Source organism: Polaromonas sp. CF318, assembly GCF_000282655.1.
Taxonomy (GTDB): domain Bacteria; phylum Pseudomonadota; class Gammaproteobacteria; order Burkholderiales; family Burkholderiaceae_C; genus Polaromonas.
Genome location: NZ_AKIV01000060.1, coordinates 66,210 through 81,684, shown reverse-complemented (window position 1 = coordinate 81,684; position 15,475 = coordinate 66,210). Strand labels below are relative to the sequence as shown.

The 15,475-nt window shown below is 62.5% G+C and carries 16 protein-coding genes and 1 tRNA gene; 11 read left to right on the top strand and 6 right to left on the bottom strand.

Going from position 1 to position 15,475, the window contains the following annotated elements:
* Positions 1 to 5 precede the first annotated feature (5 nt).
* Genes argJ through PMI15_RS10635 form a run of 3 tightly spaced genes read left to right on the top strand, consistent with a single transcriptional unit; the run spans position 6 to position 2,686 of the window.
* The gene (gene argJ, locus PMI15_RS10645; RefSeq protein ID WP_007868065.1) at positions 6 to 1,247 is read left to right on the top strand and encodes a bifunctional glutamate N-acetyltransferase/amino-acid acetyltransferase ArgJ; all 1,242 of its coding nucleotides are present in this window, start codon (positions 6 to 8) and stop codon (positions 1,245 to 1,247) included.
* A 6-nt stretch (positions 1,248 to 1,253) separates the two neighbouring features.
* A complete protein-coding gene (locus PMI15_RS10640) occupies positions 1,254 to 2,228 on the top strand; it encodes an ATP-binding protein (RefSeq protein WP_007868062.1) in 975 nt (324 codons plus the stop codon).
* Positions 2,225 to 2,686 carry an NUDIX domain-containing protein gene (locus PMI15_RS10635; RefSeq protein ID WP_007868060.1) on the top strand — a complete coding sequence of 154 codons (462 nt, stop codon included), beginning with the start codon at positions 2,225 to 2,227 and terminating at the stop codon, positions 2,684 to 2,686. Before PMI15_RS10640 ends, PMI15_RS10635 begins: the two co-directional genes overlap by 4 nt.
* A gap of 25 nt (positions 2,687 to 2,711) precedes the next feature.
* Here PMI15_RS10635 and PMI15_RS10630 read toward each other — a convergent pair whose 3' ends face one another.
* On the bottom strand, positions 2,712 to 3,386 hold the full coding sequence (locus PMI15_RS10630; protein WP_007868057.1) for a lytic transglycosylase domain-containing protein: 675 nt from the start codon (positions 3,384 to 3,386) through the stop codon (positions 2,712 to 2,714).
* Between the two features lie 7 nt (positions 3,387 to 3,393).
* Positions 3,394 to 5,136 carry a proline--tRNA ligase gene (locus PMI15_RS10625; RefSeq protein WP_007868053.1) on the bottom strand — a complete coding sequence of 581 codons (1,743 nt, stop codon included), beginning with the start codon at positions 5,134 to 5,136 and terminating at the stop codon, positions 3,394 to 3,396.
* 123 nt (positions 5,137 to 5,259) lie between these two features.
* On the opposite strand from PMI15_RS10625, the gene PMI15_RS10620 reads away from it, so the two are divergent.
* Together PMI15_RS10620 and PMI15_RS10615 are read left to right on the top strand one after the other, a co-directional pair.
* The gene (locus PMI15_RS10620; protein WP_007868049.1) at positions 5,260 to 5,961 is read left to right on the top strand and encodes an RNA pyrophosphohydrolase; all 702 of its coding nucleotides are present in this window, start codon (positions 5,260 to 5,262) and stop codon (positions 5,959 to 5,961) included.
* Positions 5,958 to 6,479, top strand: coding sequence for a CNP1-like family protein (locus PMI15_RS10615; protein ID WP_007868046.1), 522 nt, complete (start codon positions 5,958 to 5,960; stop codon positions 6,477 to 6,479). Before PMI15_RS10620 ends, PMI15_RS10615 begins: the two co-directional genes overlap by 4 nt.
* Before the next feature lie 32 nt (positions 6,480 to 6,511).
* On the opposite strand, the gene proB is transcribed toward PMI15_RS10615, so the two are convergent.
* The 4 genes from proB to rplU all read right to left on the bottom strand — a co-directional run bounded on the left by proB (position 6,512) and on the right by rplU (position 9,561).
* Positions 6,512 to 7,648: a glutamate 5-kinase gene (gene proB, locus PMI15_RS10610; protein ID WP_007868043.1), complete on the bottom strand. Its 1,137-nt coding sequence runs from the start codon at positions 7,646 to 7,648 to the stop codon at positions 6,512 to 6,514.
* A gap of 113 nt (positions 7,649 to 7,761) precedes the next feature.
* Positions 7,762 to 8,847, bottom strand: coding sequence for an Obg family GTPase CgtA (gene cgtA, locus PMI15_RS10605; RefSeq protein WP_007868035.1), 1,086 nt, complete (start codon positions 8,845 to 8,847; stop codon positions 7,762 to 7,764).
* 117 nt (positions 8,848 to 8,964) lie between these two features.
* Positions 8,965 to 9,222: a 50S ribosomal protein L27 gene (rpmA, locus tag PMI15_RS10600; RefSeq protein ID WP_007868030.1), complete on the bottom strand. Its 258-nt coding sequence runs from the start codon at positions 9,220 to 9,222 to the stop codon at positions 8,965 to 8,967.
* Between the two features lie 27 nt (positions 9,223 to 9,249).
* Positions 9,250 to 9,561: a 50S ribosomal protein L21 gene (rplU, locus tag PMI15_RS10595; protein ID WP_007868028.1), complete on the bottom strand. Its 312-nt coding sequence runs from the start codon at positions 9,559 to 9,561 to the stop codon at positions 9,250 to 9,252.
* 185 nt (positions 9,562 to 9,746) lie between these two features.
* Here rplU and PMI15_RS10590 point away from each other — a divergent pair, with 185 nt between their 5' ends.
* The 6 genes from PMI15_RS10590 (at position 9,747) to coaE (ending at position 15,457) form a co-directional block, all read left to right on the top strand.
* On the top strand, positions 9,747 to 10,730 hold the full coding sequence (locus tag PMI15_RS10590; RefSeq protein ID WP_007868026.1) for a polyprenyl synthetase family protein: 984 nt from the start codon (positions 9,747 to 9,749) through the stop codon (positions 10,728 to 10,730).
* A 14-nt stretch (positions 10,731 to 10,744) separates the two neighbouring features.
* Positions 10,745 to 10,821, top strand: a tRNA-Pro gene (locus PMI15_RS10585).
* A gap of 133 nt (positions 10,822 to 10,954) precedes the next feature.
* Positions 10,955 to 12,688 (top strand): type IV-A pilus assembly ATPase PilB, encoded by a 1,734-nt coding sequence (pilB, locus tag PMI15_RS10580; RefSeq protein WP_007868023.1) that lies wholly within the window; start codon positions 10,955 to 10,957, stop codon positions 12,686 to 12,688.
* Positions 12,689 to 12,772: 84 nt separating this feature from the next.
* Positions 12,773 to 13,990 (top strand): type II secretion system F family protein, encoded by a 1,218-nt coding sequence (locus tag PMI15_RS10575; RefSeq protein ID WP_007868021.1) that lies wholly within the window; start codon positions 12,773 to 12,775, stop codon positions 13,988 to 13,990.
* Positions 13,990 to 14,841 carry an A24 family peptidase gene (locus tag PMI15_RS10570; RefSeq protein WP_007868019.1) on the top strand — a complete coding sequence of 284 codons (852 nt, stop codon included), beginning with the start codon at positions 13,990 to 13,992 and terminating at the stop codon, positions 14,839 to 14,841. The genes PMI15_RS10575 and PMI15_RS10570 overlap by 1 nt, the downstream gene beginning before the upstream one ends.
* Before the next feature lie 4 nt (positions 14,842 to 14,845).
* Positions 14,846 to 15,457, top strand: a complete 612-nt coding sequence (gene coaE, locus PMI15_RS10565) for a dephospho-CoA kinase (RefSeq protein ID WP_007868017.1) — start codon at positions 14,846 to 14,848, stop codon at positions 15,455 to 15,457.
* The last annotated feature ends 18 nt before the right edge of the window (positions 15,458 to 15,475 follow it).

Here is a 15,475-nt window from a genome sequence, read left to right as displayed (position 1 = left end):
CAACCATGCCCGTCAATCTGGTCGCCACACCCGCTGCGGATCTTTACCCCGTGCCCGGCGTACGCTGGGGCATTACCGAGGCAGGCATACGCAAAGCCAACCGCAAGGACCTTTCCGTGCTGCTGCTCGACGAGGGCGCGTCGGTAGGGGCGGTCTTCACGCAGAACCGCTTTTGCGCGGCGCCTGTGCAAATCTGCCGCGAGCACCTCGCAAAAAACGGGGGCCGGACGGCAGGCATACGCGCAATGGTCATCAACACCGGCAACGCCAATGCCGGCACCGGCGATGACGGCCTGAGCCGCGCGCACGCCAGCTGCATCGCGCTGGCGCGGCTGCTGGATATCGCCCCCGAACAGGTGCTGCCGTTTTCCACCGGGGTCATCATGGAGCCCCTGCCCAACGACCGCATCGCGGCCGGCCTGCCGGCCGCGCTGGCCGACGCGAAGGAAAACAACTGGGGCAACGCGGCCGAAGCCATCATGACCACCGACACCGTGGCCAAAGCGTTTTCCAAACGCATCAAGATCGCGGGCGCCGAAGTCACCATCACCGGCATCAGCAAGGGCGCCGGCATGATACGGCCGAATATGGCCACCATGCTGGGTTTCCTGGCGACGGATGCCTGCGTGGCGCAGCCGCTCATGGCCCAGCTGGCCCGGGAACTGGCCGAGGGATCGTTCAACCGCGTGACGGTGGACGGCGACACCTCGACCAACGACTCCTTTGTGGTGGTCGCTACCAACAAGGCCGCCCACGCGCCCGTGACTTCGCTGGACAGCACCGAGGGCCAGGCCTTGCGCGCCGCCATGCTGGACATCGCCAGGCAGCTGGCGCAGGCCATCGTGCGCGACGGCGAAGGCGCCACCAAGTTCATGACCATCCAGGTCGAAGGCGGCAAGACCGGCGAGGAGTGCCGCAAGGTGGCTTACGCGATTGCCCATTCGCCCCTGGTGAAAACTGCTTTCTTCGCCAGCGACCCCAACCTCGGCCGCATCCTGGCAGCCGTCGGTTACGCCGGCATCGAGGACCTGGACCAGACCAAAATCGACCTGTACCTCGATGAGGTGCTGGTGGCCAAGAACGGCGGCCGCCATCCCGGCTACGTCGAGGCCGACGGCCAGCGCGTGATGAAACAAAGCGAGATCACGGTGCGTGTGGTGCTGGGCCGTGGCACGGCGGCCGACACCGTCTGGACCTGCGATTTTTCCTATGATTACGTCAAGATCAACGCCGACTACAGAAGCTGAGCCCGCATGAACGAGCAGTTTGAGCGCCTGATCGCCCGCGTCGAATCCCTGATGGCGCGGATCGAATCCGTGCTGCCGCAGCCGCTGGCCGCGCCGGACTGGAGCGCCTCGATCGCTTACCGCTACCGCAAGCGCAGTTCCGGCCACGGCTCGCTGGAGCCGGTGCGACACATCGGCAACATGCGCCTGGGTGACCTCAAGGAAATCGAAGACCAGAAGGAAAAGATCAAGCGCAACACCGAGCAGTTTGTGCTGGGCAAGCCCGCCAACAACGTGTTGCTGACGGGCGCGCGCGGCACCGGCAAGTCCTCGTTGATCAAGGCCTGCCTCAATGAATATTCCTCGCGCGGCCTGCGCCTGATTGAAGTCGACAAAGCCGACCTGACCGACCTGCCGGACATCGTCGACGTGGTGTCCGGCCTGCCTGAAAAATTCATCGTCTTTTGCGACGACCTGAGTTTTGAGGAGGGTGAGCCGGGCTACAAGGCGCTCAAGTCCATCCTGGATGGTTCGGTCGCGGCGGCCACGCCCAATGTGCTGATCTACGCCACCAGCAACCGGCGACACCTGCTGCCCGAGTACATGACGGAGAACCTCACCTATACCCATGGGGACGATGGTGAGGTGCATCCCGGAGAGGTGGTCGAAGAGAAGATTTCGCTGTCCGAACGTTTCGGCCTCTGGGTCAGCTTTTATCCCTTCAGCCAGGACGAATACCTGACCATCGTCGCGCAGTGGCTGTCGTCTTTTGGCGTGGGCCAGGATGCGATTGCCGCGGCAAAGCCGGCGTCCCTGGTCTGGGCGCTGGAACGGGGCTCGCGCAGCGGCCGCGTGGCCTACCAGTTTGCCCGCGACTACGCCGGCCGCGACACGGCCAGCCGGCCCGTGGCGGCGGCGCCCATTGCGGCCTACGAGCGGCCGGGCGCGTCCGCCACTGCATCGCCTGAGCCGGCCGACCAGGCCCCAGACCACTCGACATGAGCGTGCTGGTCGCCGACGGTGAACGGCCGCGTGAGGGTGGCGCGGACCGCAAGGTGGTCGATGTCGCGGTGGGCGTTTTGATCCGCCCCGATGGCGACTTCCTGCTGACATCTCGCCCGCCCGGCAAGGTCTACGAAGGCTACTGGGAGTTCCCAGGCGGCAAGCTGGAGCAGGGCGAAAGCGTCGAGGCCGCGCTGCGCCGCGAACTGCAGGAAGAAATCGGCGTGACCATAGGCGCGGTCCATCCCTGGAAGGTCGAGATGGTCGACTACCCACACGCGCTGGTGCGCCTGAATTTCTGCAAGGTGTTCGAGTGGACCGGTGAGCTGCAGATGCATGAGGGCCAATCTTTCGCCTGGCAGTCGCTGCCGGTCAGCGTGCAGCCTGTCTTGCCGGGCACGGTGCCGGTGCTGGCGTGGTTTGCCCAGGAACGGGGTTTTGCCGGCGCGACCTGCTGATTTTTCGCTGCTTCGCCGGAACGCCTCAGCCGGCAAATACCCAGTTTTTACTCGCCCCCAGCACAGCGTCCGGGTAGGGCGATTTGCCGCGTGAACCGTTGTAGCGTCCCAAGCCCATGAAGAGGTCGCCGCGCTCTCTGTCCAGGTAGTGGCGCAGGATCACGCAGCCAAAGCGCAGGTTGGTTTGCATGTGAAAGAGCTTGCCCGGGTCACCGTCCCCGATCACGCGTGTCCAGAAGGGCATGACCTGCATATAGCCGCGCGCGCCCACGTTGCTGACCGCGAATTTGCGGAAGTTGCTCTCGACCTGGATCAGGCCCAACACCAGCGTGGTGTCCAGCCCGGCGCGTTTGCTTTCGTACCAGACGGTTTGCAAAAACTCCTTGCGGACCTGGAATTCGGGTTTTTTCTTCTTGAGCCGGTCGCTCATGGCGCCCAGCCAGCGCAGGTAGACCAGGCGGCTTTCCGTGTCCTTGAACTCGGGCACGGGAGGCGCCTGGTTGGCGATGGCAGAGCTCAGCGCGGTGCGCACCGAGTCGACCAGCGGCTCCTCAATTTGCGCGCCGGCGTGAGCCCGCCCGGCCAGCAGCAGGGGGCTGCAGGCCAGGGGCAAAGCCAGGCAGCTTCGCCTGGAGAGCCCTTGCGCCTTTGTCGGGGCGGCACCGGATGCGGACATGGTCAATGAGCGCACGGAAACCATGAAAAACTCAAAGCGCCAGCTTTCCCTTGAGGAAGTCAAAGGCGGTTGCCACGTCGATCTTGCTGGAAGCCGCGTCGCGGCGGTGCTGGTACTCGAGCTGGCCGTCCTTGAGACCGCGATCGCCTATGGTGACGCGATGCGGCACGCCTATCAATTCCCAGTCGGCGAACATGGCACCGGGCCGCTCGCCCCGGTCGTCCAGGATCACGTCCACACCGGCCGCGAGCAACTCGCCATAAAGCTTGTTCGCGGCGGCTTCGACTTCGGGAAAGCGGTCGGGACTGATGGGGCACAGCACCACGGTGAAGGGCGCGATGGCGTCGGGCCAGATGATGCCGCGCTCGTCGTGGTTCTGCTCGATGGCCGCGGCGGGCAGGCGCGTAATGCCTATGCCGTAGCAGCCCATCTCCATGAATTGCGGCTTGCCGTTCTCGCCCAGGAAGGTGGCGTTCATGGCCTGGCTGTATTTGGTGCCGAGGTAGAACACGTGGCCGATCTCGATGCCGCGCTCTATCGCCAGCGCGCCTTTGCCGTCCGGCGACGGGTCGCCGGCCACCACGTTTCGCAGGTCCACCACCAGCTCAGGTTCGGGCAGGTCGCGGCCCCAGTTGACGCCGGTCATGTGGAAATCCACTTCATTGGCGCCGCACACCCAGTCGGTCAGCGCGGCGGCTTCGCGGTCCACCACCAGCTTGACGGGCTTTTTCAGGTTCAGCGGGCCGAGGTAACCCGGCTTGCAGCCGAAATGGTCTTCGATCTCGGGCAGGGTCGCGAAGCGGAAATCCGCCAGGCCCGGTACCTTGCCGACCTTGACTTCGTTCATGTCGTGGTCGCCGCGCAGCAGCAGCAGCCAGACCTGCGATTTGACGGGCTTGCCCGCCTCGTCGAGCTCGTCGGTGGCCAGCACCAGCGACTTGACGGTGGTGTCCAGCGGGATGCCCAGCAATTCGGCCACGTCGGCGCAGGTGGCCTTGCCGGGCGTCGGCGTCTTGGCCATGGCTTGCGACGCCGGCTTGCGCGCACCCTGTGGCGGCAGTGCCTCGGCTTTTTCCATGTTGGCGGCGTAGTCGCTGCCGGGGCAGTAGACGATGGCGTCCTCGCCGGTCGCGGCGATCACCTGGAACTCCTCGCTGAGGTCGCCGCCTATGGCGCCGCTGTCGGCGGCCACCGCGCGGTAGCTCAGGCCGAAGCGGTCAAAAATCCTGCGGTAGGCGGCCGCCATGGCCTGGTAGCTGGCCTTGGCGCCGGCCTGGTCGCGGTCGAAGCTGTAGGCGTCCTTCATGATGAACTCGCGCCCGCGCATCAGACCAAAGCGTGGCCGGCGTTCGTCGCGGAATTTAGTTTGGATCTGGTACAGGTTCTTCGGCAGTTGCTTGTAGCTCTTGATGTCCTGGCGCATCACGTCGGTGACGACTTCTTCGCTGGTCGGCTGAACCACGAAGTCGCGGCCGTGGCGATCCTTGATGCGCAGCAGTTCGGGACCCATTTTTTCAAAACGGCCGGTTTCCTGCCAGAGTTCGGCCGGCTGGATCACCGGCATGGTCATTTCCACGGCTCCGGCGCGGTTCATTTCCTCGCGCACGATGGCTTCGACCTTGCGGATCACGCGCAGGCCCATGGGCATGTAGTTGTAAACGCCGGCGCCCAGTTTCTTGATCATGCCGGCCCGCATCATGAGCTGGTGGCTGACGACCTCCGCGTCGGCAGGGGCTTCCTTGAGGGTGGAAATGAAGAACTGGGAGGCTTTCATGGGCGGTTTTCGGGGATTCCGGGGTTGGAAATGGGGGAAAAGGTGCTGCAGCCCGCCGTGCGCTTGGCGCTGGGGCCTTCGCTGTGCATAATGGACTCAGTTTAAAAAATTTGAGGTTTGATTATGCTTGACCGGGACGGCTTTAGGCCCAACGTCGGCATCATCTTGCTCAACCAGAGAAGTCAGGTATTTTGGGGCAAACGTATCCGTACCCACTCGTGGCAGTTTCCGCAGGGTGGCATTGATCGGGGCGAAAATCCCGAGCAGGCCATGTACCGCGAGTTGCATGAAGAAGTGGGGCTGTTGCCGCAGCATGTGAATGTGCTGGCCCGAACCCGAGACTGGTTGCGCTATGAGGTGCCTGACCGGTTCATCCGCCGCGATGCGCGCGGACATTACAAAGGCCAGAAACAAATCTGGTTTCTCCTTCAGCTGGTCGGGCACGACTGGGATTTGAACCTGCGCGCCACCGACCATCCCGAATTCGATGCCTGGCGCTGGAATGACTACTGGGTGCCGCTGGACGTGGTGGTCGAATTCAAGCGCGGTGTCTACGAAATGGCGCTGACCGAGCTCGCAAGGTTTGTTCCGCGCGTGGACAACCGGGCCGAGCCGCGCCCCGATCATCGCAACCGCTATCTGCGCGGCGGCTTGCACCAGCGCGACCATTCGAACCCGCCGGGCGAAGCCGGATTCCATGCCGCGGGCGAGTCTTTTCACGCCCAGATCCGGCCGGGCGCCTCTTTTGAATTGCCGCCAGGCGCCACCTTTGAACCCGATCCGCAAACCAGTCTGGGCGCGGATCCCACCAACACAAAACCATGAAATTCAAATGGGCCTTTTTGGCCACCTTCTTCCTGATGGCGCTTAACGCCTCGGGTCCGGCACAAGCCCAGGTATACGTGCTCGAGGACCCCGCCGACTGGAAGGAAATCGAGACACCGCCGCCGCCGGCGTTTGACGTCAAGAAACTGATCACCTTTGAGGTCTCGCCCAATTCCCAACTGGTCTATGGCGTGGACCCGGCGACCATCAGCATCTCCCAGAAAGACGGGATCGTGCGCTACGTCATGGTGGCGTCGAATGCCAGCGGTGCCAGCAATGTGATGTACGAAGGCATACGTTGCACGACTGGGGAATTCAAGACCTATGCCCGCTATTCCCCGGACGGAAAGTGGACCCATGTGAGCAAGCCGGAATGGCGCTCGCTGTTTGAAAACATGCCGTCCAAACATGCTTTGCGCTTCGCCCGGGCCGGGGCCTGCGACAGCGCGGCGCCCGCGACTTCAGTCGATACGCTGGTCAGGCGCTTGAAGAACCAGAACTTCAGGATGGTCGAATAAGGCCGGCCGGCCCGCCGGGCACCCGAGAGGGCTTAGCGGGTCAATACGAGGTTGGTGCGGTGGACCATTTCGGGTTCGCCCGTATACCCCAGTAGCCGCTCGAATTCCGTAGAGGCTTTGCGGCAGATCAGCCGGGCTTCGGCACTGGAGTAGTTGGCCAGTCCGCGCGCGATCTCCGTGCCTTCCGGGCTGCGTATGGCGATGACGTCGCCGCGCGAAAACTCGCCCTGGACCGCCGTCATGCCGATGGGCAAGAGGCTTTTTCCCTCGCCTTGCACCTTGACCACCGCGCCCGCGTCCACGGTGACCGAGCCGCGCATCTGGAGGTGATCGGCCATCCATTGCTTGCGCGCCTGCAGCTTCTGGGTCTGCGCCACCAGCAAGGTGCCGATGGGCTCGCCCTGTACCAGCCGGATCAGCGCCTGCGGTTCGCGGCCCCAGGCAATCACGGTGGACGCGCCCGATCCCGCTGCGCGCTTGGCGGCCAGTATCTTGGTGATCATGCCGCCCTTGCCAATGCTGGAGCCCGCGCCCCCCGCCATGGTTTCCAGCGCCGGGTCGCCGGCTTTGGCTTCGTGCACAAACTGTGCTGCCGGGTCCTTGCGCGGATCGGCGGTGTACAGGCCCTTCTGGTCCGTGAGGATGACCAGCGCGTCGGCTTCCACCAGGTTGGCCACCAGCGCGCCCAGCGTGTCGTTGTCGCCGAACTTGATTTCGTCGTTGACCACCGTGTCGTTTTCATTGATGACGGGTACGACGCCCAGCTGCAGCAGGGCCAGCAGGGTGGAGCGGGCGTTGATGTAGCGTTCGCGGTCGGCCAGGTCTGCGTGCGTGAGCAGGACCTGTGCGCTACCTATGCCGTTTTCGCGCAGTTTGGTCTCATAGACCTGAACCAGGCCCATCTGGCCCACTGCGGCGGCCGCTTGCAGTTCATGGATGGCTTTGGGGCGGGTGCCCCAGTTCAGGCGTTTCATGCCCTCGGCGATGGCGCCGCTGCTCACCATGATCACCTCGCGCCCGTCCTTGACGAGGGCTGCCAGCTGTTCGCACCACTGGCCGATGGCGGTCGCATCCAGCCCGCGGCCCTCATTGGTGACCAGGCTGGAACCCACCTTGACCACAATGCGTCTGGCGTTGCGCAGGACGGTGGAGCCGGGTTTGTCTTGCATGTTCGGTACTTCTCAGGCTGCGGTCCCGTCAACGCGGGCGTGGGCAGCGATTGTTGTTGGGTGGCAAGTGCAGCCCTGCACCTGCCTGGAGCTGGAGAGCCGGAAACAAGGGGTCAGGACGATTCCGGCGGTTCAGGAGGTAGCGGGGCAAAGCGCGGGTCGACTTCCTCCACGGGTTGTTCGCTTTTCTGAACCTGCTTGACGTGCTGGTAGATCGTCTTGATCAGGTGCTCGCAGCCCTCGCGCGTCAGCGCAGAAATCTCGAACACCGGGCCCTTGAATTTGAAGCGCTTGACGAAATCCTTGACGATGGCCGCGCGCTTGTCGCTGTCCACCATGTCCAGTTTGTTGAGAACCAGCCAGCGCGGCTTTTCATACAGCGCTTCGTCGTATTTTTTGAGCTCGCCCACGATGGCCTTGGCTTGCGCCACCGGGTCCACGCCCTCGTCGAAGGGCGCCAGGTCCACGATGTGCAGCAGCAGACGGGTGCGCTGCAGGTGCCGCAGGAAGAGATGTCCGAGGCCCGCGCCTTCGGAGGCTCCCTCGATCAGGCCGGGCAGGTCGGCCACCACAAAACTTTGCTCGGGACCCACCCGCACCACGCCCAGATTGGGGTGCAGTGTGGTGAAGGGGTAGTCGGCGATGCGGGGGCGGGCATTGGAGACCGCCGAGATGAAGGTGGACTTGCCGGCGTTGGGCATGCCGAGCAGGCCGACGTCGGCCAGGACCTTGAGTTCCAGCTTGAGGCTTTTGCGCTCGCCGGGCCAGCCGGGGGTCTTGCTGCGCGGCGCGCGGTTGGTCGAACTCTTGAAACGCAAGTTGCCGAAACCACCGTCGCCGCCTTTGGCGATCAGGACCTGCTCGCCGGGAACCAGCAGCTCAAAAAGAACCTCGCCGGTTTCGGCGTCCGTCAGGATGGTGCCCACCGGCATCTTGAGGATGATGTCGTCGCCCTTGGCGCCGAACATGTCCGAGCCCATGCCGTGCTGGCCGTTGCGGGCCTCGTGGCGGCGCGAAAACCGGAAGTCCACCAGGGTGTTCAGGTTGATGTCGGCCACCGCATACACGTGGCCGCCGCGCCCGCCGTCGCCGCCGTTGGGGCCGCCGAATTCTTTGTACTTTTCGTGGCTGAACGAGACGCAGCCACTCCCGCCATCACCTGCGGCAATGTCAATAAAGGCTTCGTCAACAAATTTCATGATGGGAGTGCCGCGGTTAAAACAGGGACGGTGAGAGCCGGATCAAGTTTACAAACAAAAAAGCCCCGACAGGTCGGGGCTTCGTTTCAGTCGAAGTGACTTATCGAAGTGATCAGCTTACGCCGGTGTCACATCCACGGTGTGCTTGTTCAGCGCGCCTTTGACGGAAAACGAGACCGAACCGTCAACCAGTGCAAACAGGGTGTGGTCCTTGCCGATGCCGACATTGACGCCTGGATGGAACTTGGTGCCGCGCTGGCGCACGATGATGCTGCCTGCATTGATGACTTCGCCGCCAAATTTCTTGACGCCCAGCATTTTGGGCTGTGAATCACGCCCGTTTCGCGTAGAGCCGCCGCCTTTTTTCTGTGCCATTTTTCGTTACTCCTGGTACGTCCCTGCTCAGCCGGCGATGGCGCCGATTTGCAGTTCCGTGTAGTTTTGCCGGTGGCCCTGGCGCTTTTGGTAATGCTTGCGACGGCGCATTTTGAAAATGCGAACCTTGTCGTGCCTACCTTGCGAAAGGACTGTGACTGTAACAGTGGCGCCGGACACCAAGGGCGTACCAACCGTGATCGAGCTGCCGGTGCCGACAGCCAATACCTGGTCAATAACGATCTCTTGGCCTACGTCCGCAGCAATCTGTTCTACTTTAATTTTTTCTCCGGTAGCAACCTTGTATTGTTTGCCACCGGTTTTTATGACCGCGTACATGTAAGACCTCGTAAATTGAGTTCTGCAGACGGATTTCCGCAGAGCCGACTATTCTAGCATGGCGGGTGGGAATTGGCCAGCGGGGCGGTTTTGCGGGTTTTTGGGGTGGTTTGCCGGGCCAGCCGAGCCGGGACGGGCAGGGCGGCTTCCTATAATCGGCCCAAACTTAACGTCTGGATCGCCTTTTGTCTGCCAATTCTTCAAGCACCGCCGCCGCCCTCGCCCTGATTGCCGACGACATGCGCGGAATGGACATGGTGATCGAGCGCCGCCTGAAGTCCGAGGTGCCGCTGGTCAGCCAGGTTTCCAGCTATATCGTGGCGGCCGGCGGAAAACGGCTGCGTCCCGCGCTTTTGCTGCTGATGTGCGGCGCGCTAGGCTACCAGGGGGACCAGCGTTACAACCTTGCGGCTGTCGTGGAGTTCATCCACACGGCGACCCTGCTGCATGACGATGTTGTGGACGAATCCACTTTGCGCCGCGGCCGCGCGACCGCTAACGAGGCCTTTGGCAACCCGGCGAGCGTGCTGGTCGGCGATTTTCTCTACTCCCGGGCGTTCCAGATGATGGTGGAGGCCGGGGACATGCGCGTCATGCAAACCCTGGCCGAAGCCACCAATGTGATTGCGGAAGGGGAGGTGCTGCAGCTCATGAATATGCATGACGCGGCGCTGTCCGAGGAGGGTTACCTCAGGGTGATCCGCTCCAAAACGGCCAAGCTGTTCGAGGCAAGCGCCCGCCTGGCAGCGCTGCTGGCGCAGTCATCGCCCACTATCGAGCAGAGCTGCGCCGACTATGGACAGGCGCTCGGCACGGCATTCCAGGTAATCGACGACGTGCTTGATTACGACGGCGACGTGTCGGAAATGGGAAAGAATCTGGGAGATGACCTGCGGGAAGGCAAGGCAACCCTTCCCTTGATCATCGCGATGCAGCGCGGCAGCGAGGCGGAGCGAGCCACTATCCGGCAGGCCATTGAAACCGGCGGGACCGACCAGATGGCACAGATCATTGCGATTGTGCAGCAGACCGGCGCGCTGCGAGCGACCCGGGATGCCGCGGCCCTGGAGGCCCAGCGTGCGCTGAATGCCTTGCAGATGTTGCCTCAAAACATTTACAGTATTGCCTTGACGCAGCTGGCCTCCCAATTGCTGGAGAGGCGTTCCTGATGCTTGTGTGACGGCGGGGTGTAGCTTAGCCTGGTAGAGCGCTACGTTCGGGACGTAGAGGCCGGAGGTTCGAATCCTCTCACCCCGACCAGCCCTGTGTTCTTTCTTCTTAAGTGTGCATTTCTTCGCACAGTTCCAACGCCGCCCGGGGCGGTCGGGGTGTTTTCGATTTACACCCGGGAATCTATAAGCGATGATACATATTTGAGCTAAACCCGAGAACCATGGCCGCTGTCGACACCGCAATCAACCAATCGCCTTCCATGGCCTTGCCCGGCCTGGGACGGGCCTTGGTGGTGGCGGGAAAGCTGGGTCAAAAGGCCGCCGAAGACATTTTTCGCAAGGCGCAAAGCGGGCGCACCAGCTTTATCGCCGAGTTGACGGGGTCCGGCGCGGTTTCCGCGTTCGACTTGGCCCATACCATGTCCACGGCGTTTGCCGCGCCTCTGCTGGACCTGGAAGCCATTGACGCCCAGCGTCTGCCCAAGGGCCTGCTCGACCCCAAGATCTGCACAACCTATCGCATTGTTGTCCTGAGCAAGCGCAACAACCGCTTGATCGTCGCAACGGCCGACCCTTCCGACCAGGAGGCGGCGGAAAAGATCAAGTTCTCCACCCAGATGGGGGTGGACTGGGTGATCGCCGAATACGACAAGCTTTCCAAGCTGGTGGAGGTTTCCAATACTTCCGCGGCCGAGGCGATGGAAAGCATCATCGGCGACGATTTCGAGTTTGACGAATCCACCACCGACGCAACGGCCGAGGACAGCGAGGCCAGCGTCTCCGAGGTCGAAGATGCCCCGGTTGTCAAATTCCTGCAGAAAATGCTGCTCGATGCCTTCAGCATGCGGGCTTCCGACCTGCACTTCGAGCCGTTCGAGCACACCTACCGCGTGCGTTTTCGTGTTGACGGGGAATTGCGCGAAATCGCCTCGCCGCCCGTGGCCATCAAGGAAAAGCTGGCTGCGCGCATCAAGGTCATTTCCAAGCTCGACATCTCCGAAAAACGCGTCCCGCAAGACGGCAAGATGAAGCTCAAGATAGGTCCGGACCGGGTGATCGATTTCCGGGTCAGCACTCTGCCCACCATGTATGGCGAAAAAATCGTCATCCGTATTCTTGACCCGAGCAGCGCCAAGCTGGGCATTGACGCCCTGGGCTACGAACCGGCTGAAAAAGAGCGCCTGCTCCACGCCATCCAGAGGCCGTACGGCATGGTTCTCGTGACCGGCCCTACGGGTTCGGGCAAGACCGTTTCGCTCTACACCTGCCTGAACATTCTCAATAAGCCTGGCGTCAACATCGCGACGGCCGAAGACCCCGCCGAAATCACCTTGCCGGGCGTCAACCAGGTCAGCATGAACGACAAGGCGGGCATGACCTTTTCGGTCGCCCTCAAGGCCTTCTTGCGGCAGGATCCCGACATCATCATGGTCGGTGAGATCCGGGACCTCGAAACCGCCGATATCGCGATCAAGGCCGCGCAGACCGGTCACATGGTCATGTCGACGCTGCACACCAACGATGCGCCGACCACACTGACGCGTATGCGCAACATGGGCATCGCACCCTTCAACATCGCTTCCAGCGTGATCCTGATCACCGCCCAGCGGCTGGCGCGGCGCCTGTGCCCCAACTGCAAAGCCCCTGCGGATATCCCGCGCGAGACCCTGCTGGACGCGGGTTTCACCGAGGACGATGTGGACGGTTCCTGGACGCCTTACCGGCCGGTGGGTTGTTCCATGTGTACGAATGGTTACAAAGGCCGCGTCGGTGTTTATCAGGTTATGCCCATTTCCGAAGAGATTCAGCGTATCGTCCTTCGCGACGGCAGCGCCCTGGAAATCGCGGCCCAGGCGGAGGCGGAGGGAGTCAAAAGCTTGCGCCAGTCGGGGTTGTCCAAAGTCAAGCTCGGCATGACTTCGCTGGAAGAAATTCTGGGCTGTACCAATGTTTAAGCAGCTGCGTTCAAGGGCCGCCATCCGGCGGTGTGACCGTGGCGACAGGGCGGTCTGAGACTGTCGATACAACGAGAAAGCATCATGGCAACTGCAGTATCCAAGGGCATCAAGGAATTTGTTTTCGAGTGGGAAGGCAAGGACCGTGGCGGCAAGCAGGTCCGCGGAGAAATCCGGGCCGCCGGCGAAAACCAGGTCAAGTCCTCGCTGCGCCGCCAGGGCGTCTTGCCCACCAAAATCAAGAAGCGCAAGATGCGCTCAGGCAAGGCCATCGCCCCCAAGGACATTGCCATTTTTACCCGCCAGCTGGCCACCATGATGAAAGCCGGTGTACCGCTGCTGCAGTCGTTTGACATTGTGGGCCGCGGCAATCCCAACGCCAGCGTCACCAAGCTGCTCAATGATGTGCGCACCGACGTGGAAACCGGCACCTCCCTGAGCGCCGCGTTTCGCAAATACCCGCTGTATTTCAATGCGCTCTATTGCAACCTGGTCGAGGCCGGCGAGGCCGCCGGTATCCTGGAATCCCTGCTGGACCGCCTTGCGACCTACATGGAAAAGACCGAGGCCATCAAATCCAAGATCAAATCGGCCCTGATGTACCCCATCTCCGTGGTGGTGGTGGCCTTTGTGGTGGTGGCCGTCATCATGATTTTTGTGATCCCGGCGTTCAAAACCGTGTTTTCCTCATTCGGCGCGGATTTGCCGGCGCCTACGCTGATCGTCATTGCGATCAGTGAGTTTTTTGTGGCTTATTGGTGGCTGATTTTCGGCGGCATAGGCGGTGGGCTTTACTTCTTCTTCCAGGCCTGGAAGCGCAACGAGAAAATGCAGAAGTTCATGGACAGGGTTTTGCTCAAGATTCCCGTGTTCGGTGCCCTGATCGAAAAATCCTGTATCGCCCGCTGGACTCGCACGCTTTCGACCATGTTCGCCGCGGGCGTGCCGCTGGTGGAAGCGCTGGATTCCGTCGGTGGCGCTTCCGGTAATTCGCTGTTTGCCGATGCCACCGAGAAAATCCAGCAGGAAGTCTCCACAGGTACCAGCCTGACGGCGGCCATGACGAATGCCAATCTATTTCCGTCCATGGTGCTGCAGATGTGCTCGATCGGCGAGGAATCCGGCTCCATCGACCACATGTTGGGCAAGGCCGCCGACTTTTATGAGGCTGAAGTCGATGAAATGGTGGCGGGCCTTTCCAGCCTGATGGAGCCCATCATCATCGTGTTCCTGGGGACCCTGATCGGCGGCATCGTGGTTTCCATGTACCTGCCTATTTTCAAGCTGGGTCAAGTCGTCTGATGGGGATCGGTCTCGGGCCGGCGTTCGACGCTTTGCTGGCCGGTTTCCTGGGTCTTCTGATCGGCAGTTTTCTCAACGTCGTCATATACCGCCTGCCCAAAATCATGGAGCGGCAGTGGGCGCGGGAATGCGCCGAACTGAGCGAAACGCCCCAGGAGCCCGCCGAAAAATTCAATTTGCTGGTGCCGCGTTCGCGCTGCTCCAGCTGCGGCCATGTCATACGCTGGTATGAAAACATTCCGGTCGCCAGCTACCTCTTCCTCCGGGGCAAGTGCTCGGTGTGCGGCACACCCTACGGCGCTCGCTATCCCATCGTGGAAGCGGTGACGGGCGCGCTCTTCTTCTTTTGCGTGTCGCGCTGGGGCTGGTCGCTGACCGCCCTGGCCTGGTGCGGGTTTTCCGCCGCGCTGCTGGCCCTGGCCGTCATTGACTGGGACACCACACTGCTGCCGGACGACATCACCTTGCCCTTGCTATGGGCCGGCCTGATCGTCGCCGCCCTGCAGTGGAACCCCGCGGTCAGTTTGCCGACGGCCTTGTGGGGCGCCGTGGCCGGGTATCTCAGCCTGTGGCTGGTGTACTGGGCCTTCAAGCTGGCGACCGGCAAGGAGGGTATGGGCTATGGCGACTTCAAGCTTTTCGCAGCGCTCGGCGCCTGGTTCGGCTGGCCCGCGCTGGTGCCCATGATCCTGATGGCCTCCGTGATTGGCGCTATCGTCGGCATCGTGATGAAGTTTTCCAGCGGATTGCGCGAGGGTGGTTATGTGCCCTTCGGCCCCTTCCTGGCCGGGGCGGGCTTCACGGCCATGGTCTTCGGGCCTCAATCCATCCTGCGGTTTATCGGCCTGTGATGCCATGCGCCGTGCAGCTTTGCGCATCGGACTGACCGGCGGCATAGGCAGCGGAAAAAGCACGGTTGCCCGCACCCTGGTGGCCTGCGGCGCGGCGCTGGTGGATGCCGATGCAATCTCCCGCGCGGTTACGGCGGTCGGTGGTACCGCAGTCAAGGAGATTGCCGCGCAGTTCGGCGCCGGGATGATCACGGCCGAAGGCGCCATGGACCGGGACCGGATGCGCCAGCTGGCCTTTGACGACCCGACCGCCAGGCGGCGGCTGGAGTCCATTGTTCACCCCCTGGTCAGCCGGGAGACCTTGCGGCAATACGAGCAGGCCGCCGCTGCCGGCCGCGCCTGCGTGGTGTTCGACGTCCCTTTGCTGGTGGAATCCGGCCGCTGGCGGCAGCAATTGGACCGGGTGCTGGTGGTGGACTGCGGGGAAGCCACCCAGGTCAGCCGGGTGATGGCCCGCAACGGCTGGCCCCGGGAGGCGGTGGAAAAAGTCATTGCCGGCCAGGCCAGCCGCGCGCAGCGCCTGTCGGCCGCCGACATATGCCTGCACAATGATGATTTGCCGCTGGAGGCCCTGGACGCCGAGGTGCGGCGGCTTGCCACGCGCTTCGGGCTATGATGCGCAAACAAACCTCCT

Bases quoted from the DNA above. Each gene is read 5' to 3' on its own strand.
- argJ (WP_007868065.1), top strand. From the start codon at position 6: ATGCCCGTCAATCTGGTCGCCACACCCGCTGCGGATCTTTACCCCGTG.
- PMI15_RS10640 (WP_007868062.1), top strand. From the start codon at position 1,254: ATGAACGAGCAGTTTGAGCGCCTGATCGCCCGCGTCGAATCCCTGATG.
- PMI15_RS10635 (WP_007868060.1), top strand. From the start codon at position 2,225: ATGAGCGTGCTGGTCGCCGACGGTGAACGGCCGCGTGAGGGTGGCGCG.
- PMI15_RS10630 (WP_007868057.1), bottom strand. From the start codon at position 3,386: ATGGTTTCCGTGCGCTCATTGACCATGTCCGCATCCGGTGCCGCCCCG.
- PMI15_RS10625 (WP_007868053.1), bottom strand. From the start codon at position 5,136: ATGAAAGCCTCCCAGTTCTTCATTTCCACCCTCAAGGAAGCCCCTGCC.
- PMI15_RS10620 (WP_007868049.1), top strand. From the start codon at position 5,260: ATGCTTGACCGGGACGGCTTTAGGCCCAACGTCGGCATCATCTTGCTC.
- PMI15_RS10615 (WP_007868046.1), top strand. From the start codon at position 5,958: ATGAAATTCAAATGGGCCTTTTTGGCCACCTTCTTCCTGATGGCGCTT.
- proB (WP_007868043.1), bottom strand. From the start codon at position 7,648: ATGCAAGACAAACCCGGCTCCACCGTCCTGCGCAACGCCAGACGCATT.
- cgtA (WP_007868035.1), bottom strand. From the start codon at position 8,847: ATGAAATTTGTTGACGAAGCCTTTATTGACATTGCCGCAGGTGATGGC.
- rpmA (WP_007868030.1), bottom strand. From the start codon at position 9,222: ATGGCACAGAAAAAAGGCGGCGGCTCTACGCGAAACGGGCGTGATTCA.
- rplU (WP_007868028.1), bottom strand. From the start codon at position 9,561: ATGTACGCGGTCATAAAAACCGGTGGCAAACAATACAAGGTTGCTACC.
- pilB (WP_007868023.1), top strand. From the start codon at position 10,955: ATGGCCGCTGTCGACACCGCAATCAACCAATCGCCTTCCATGGCCTTG.
- PMI15_RS10575 (WP_007868021.1), top strand. From the start codon at position 12,773: ATGGCAACTGCAGTATCCAAGGGCATCAAGGAATTTGTTTTCGAGTGG.
- PMI15_RS10570 (WP_007868019.1), top strand. From the start codon at position 13,990: ATGGGGATCGGTCTCGGGCCGGCGTTCGACGCTTTGCTGGCCGGTTTC.
- coaE (WP_007868017.1), top strand. From the start codon at position 14,846: ATGCGCCGTGCAGCTTTGCGCATCGGACTGACCGGCGGCATAGGCAGC.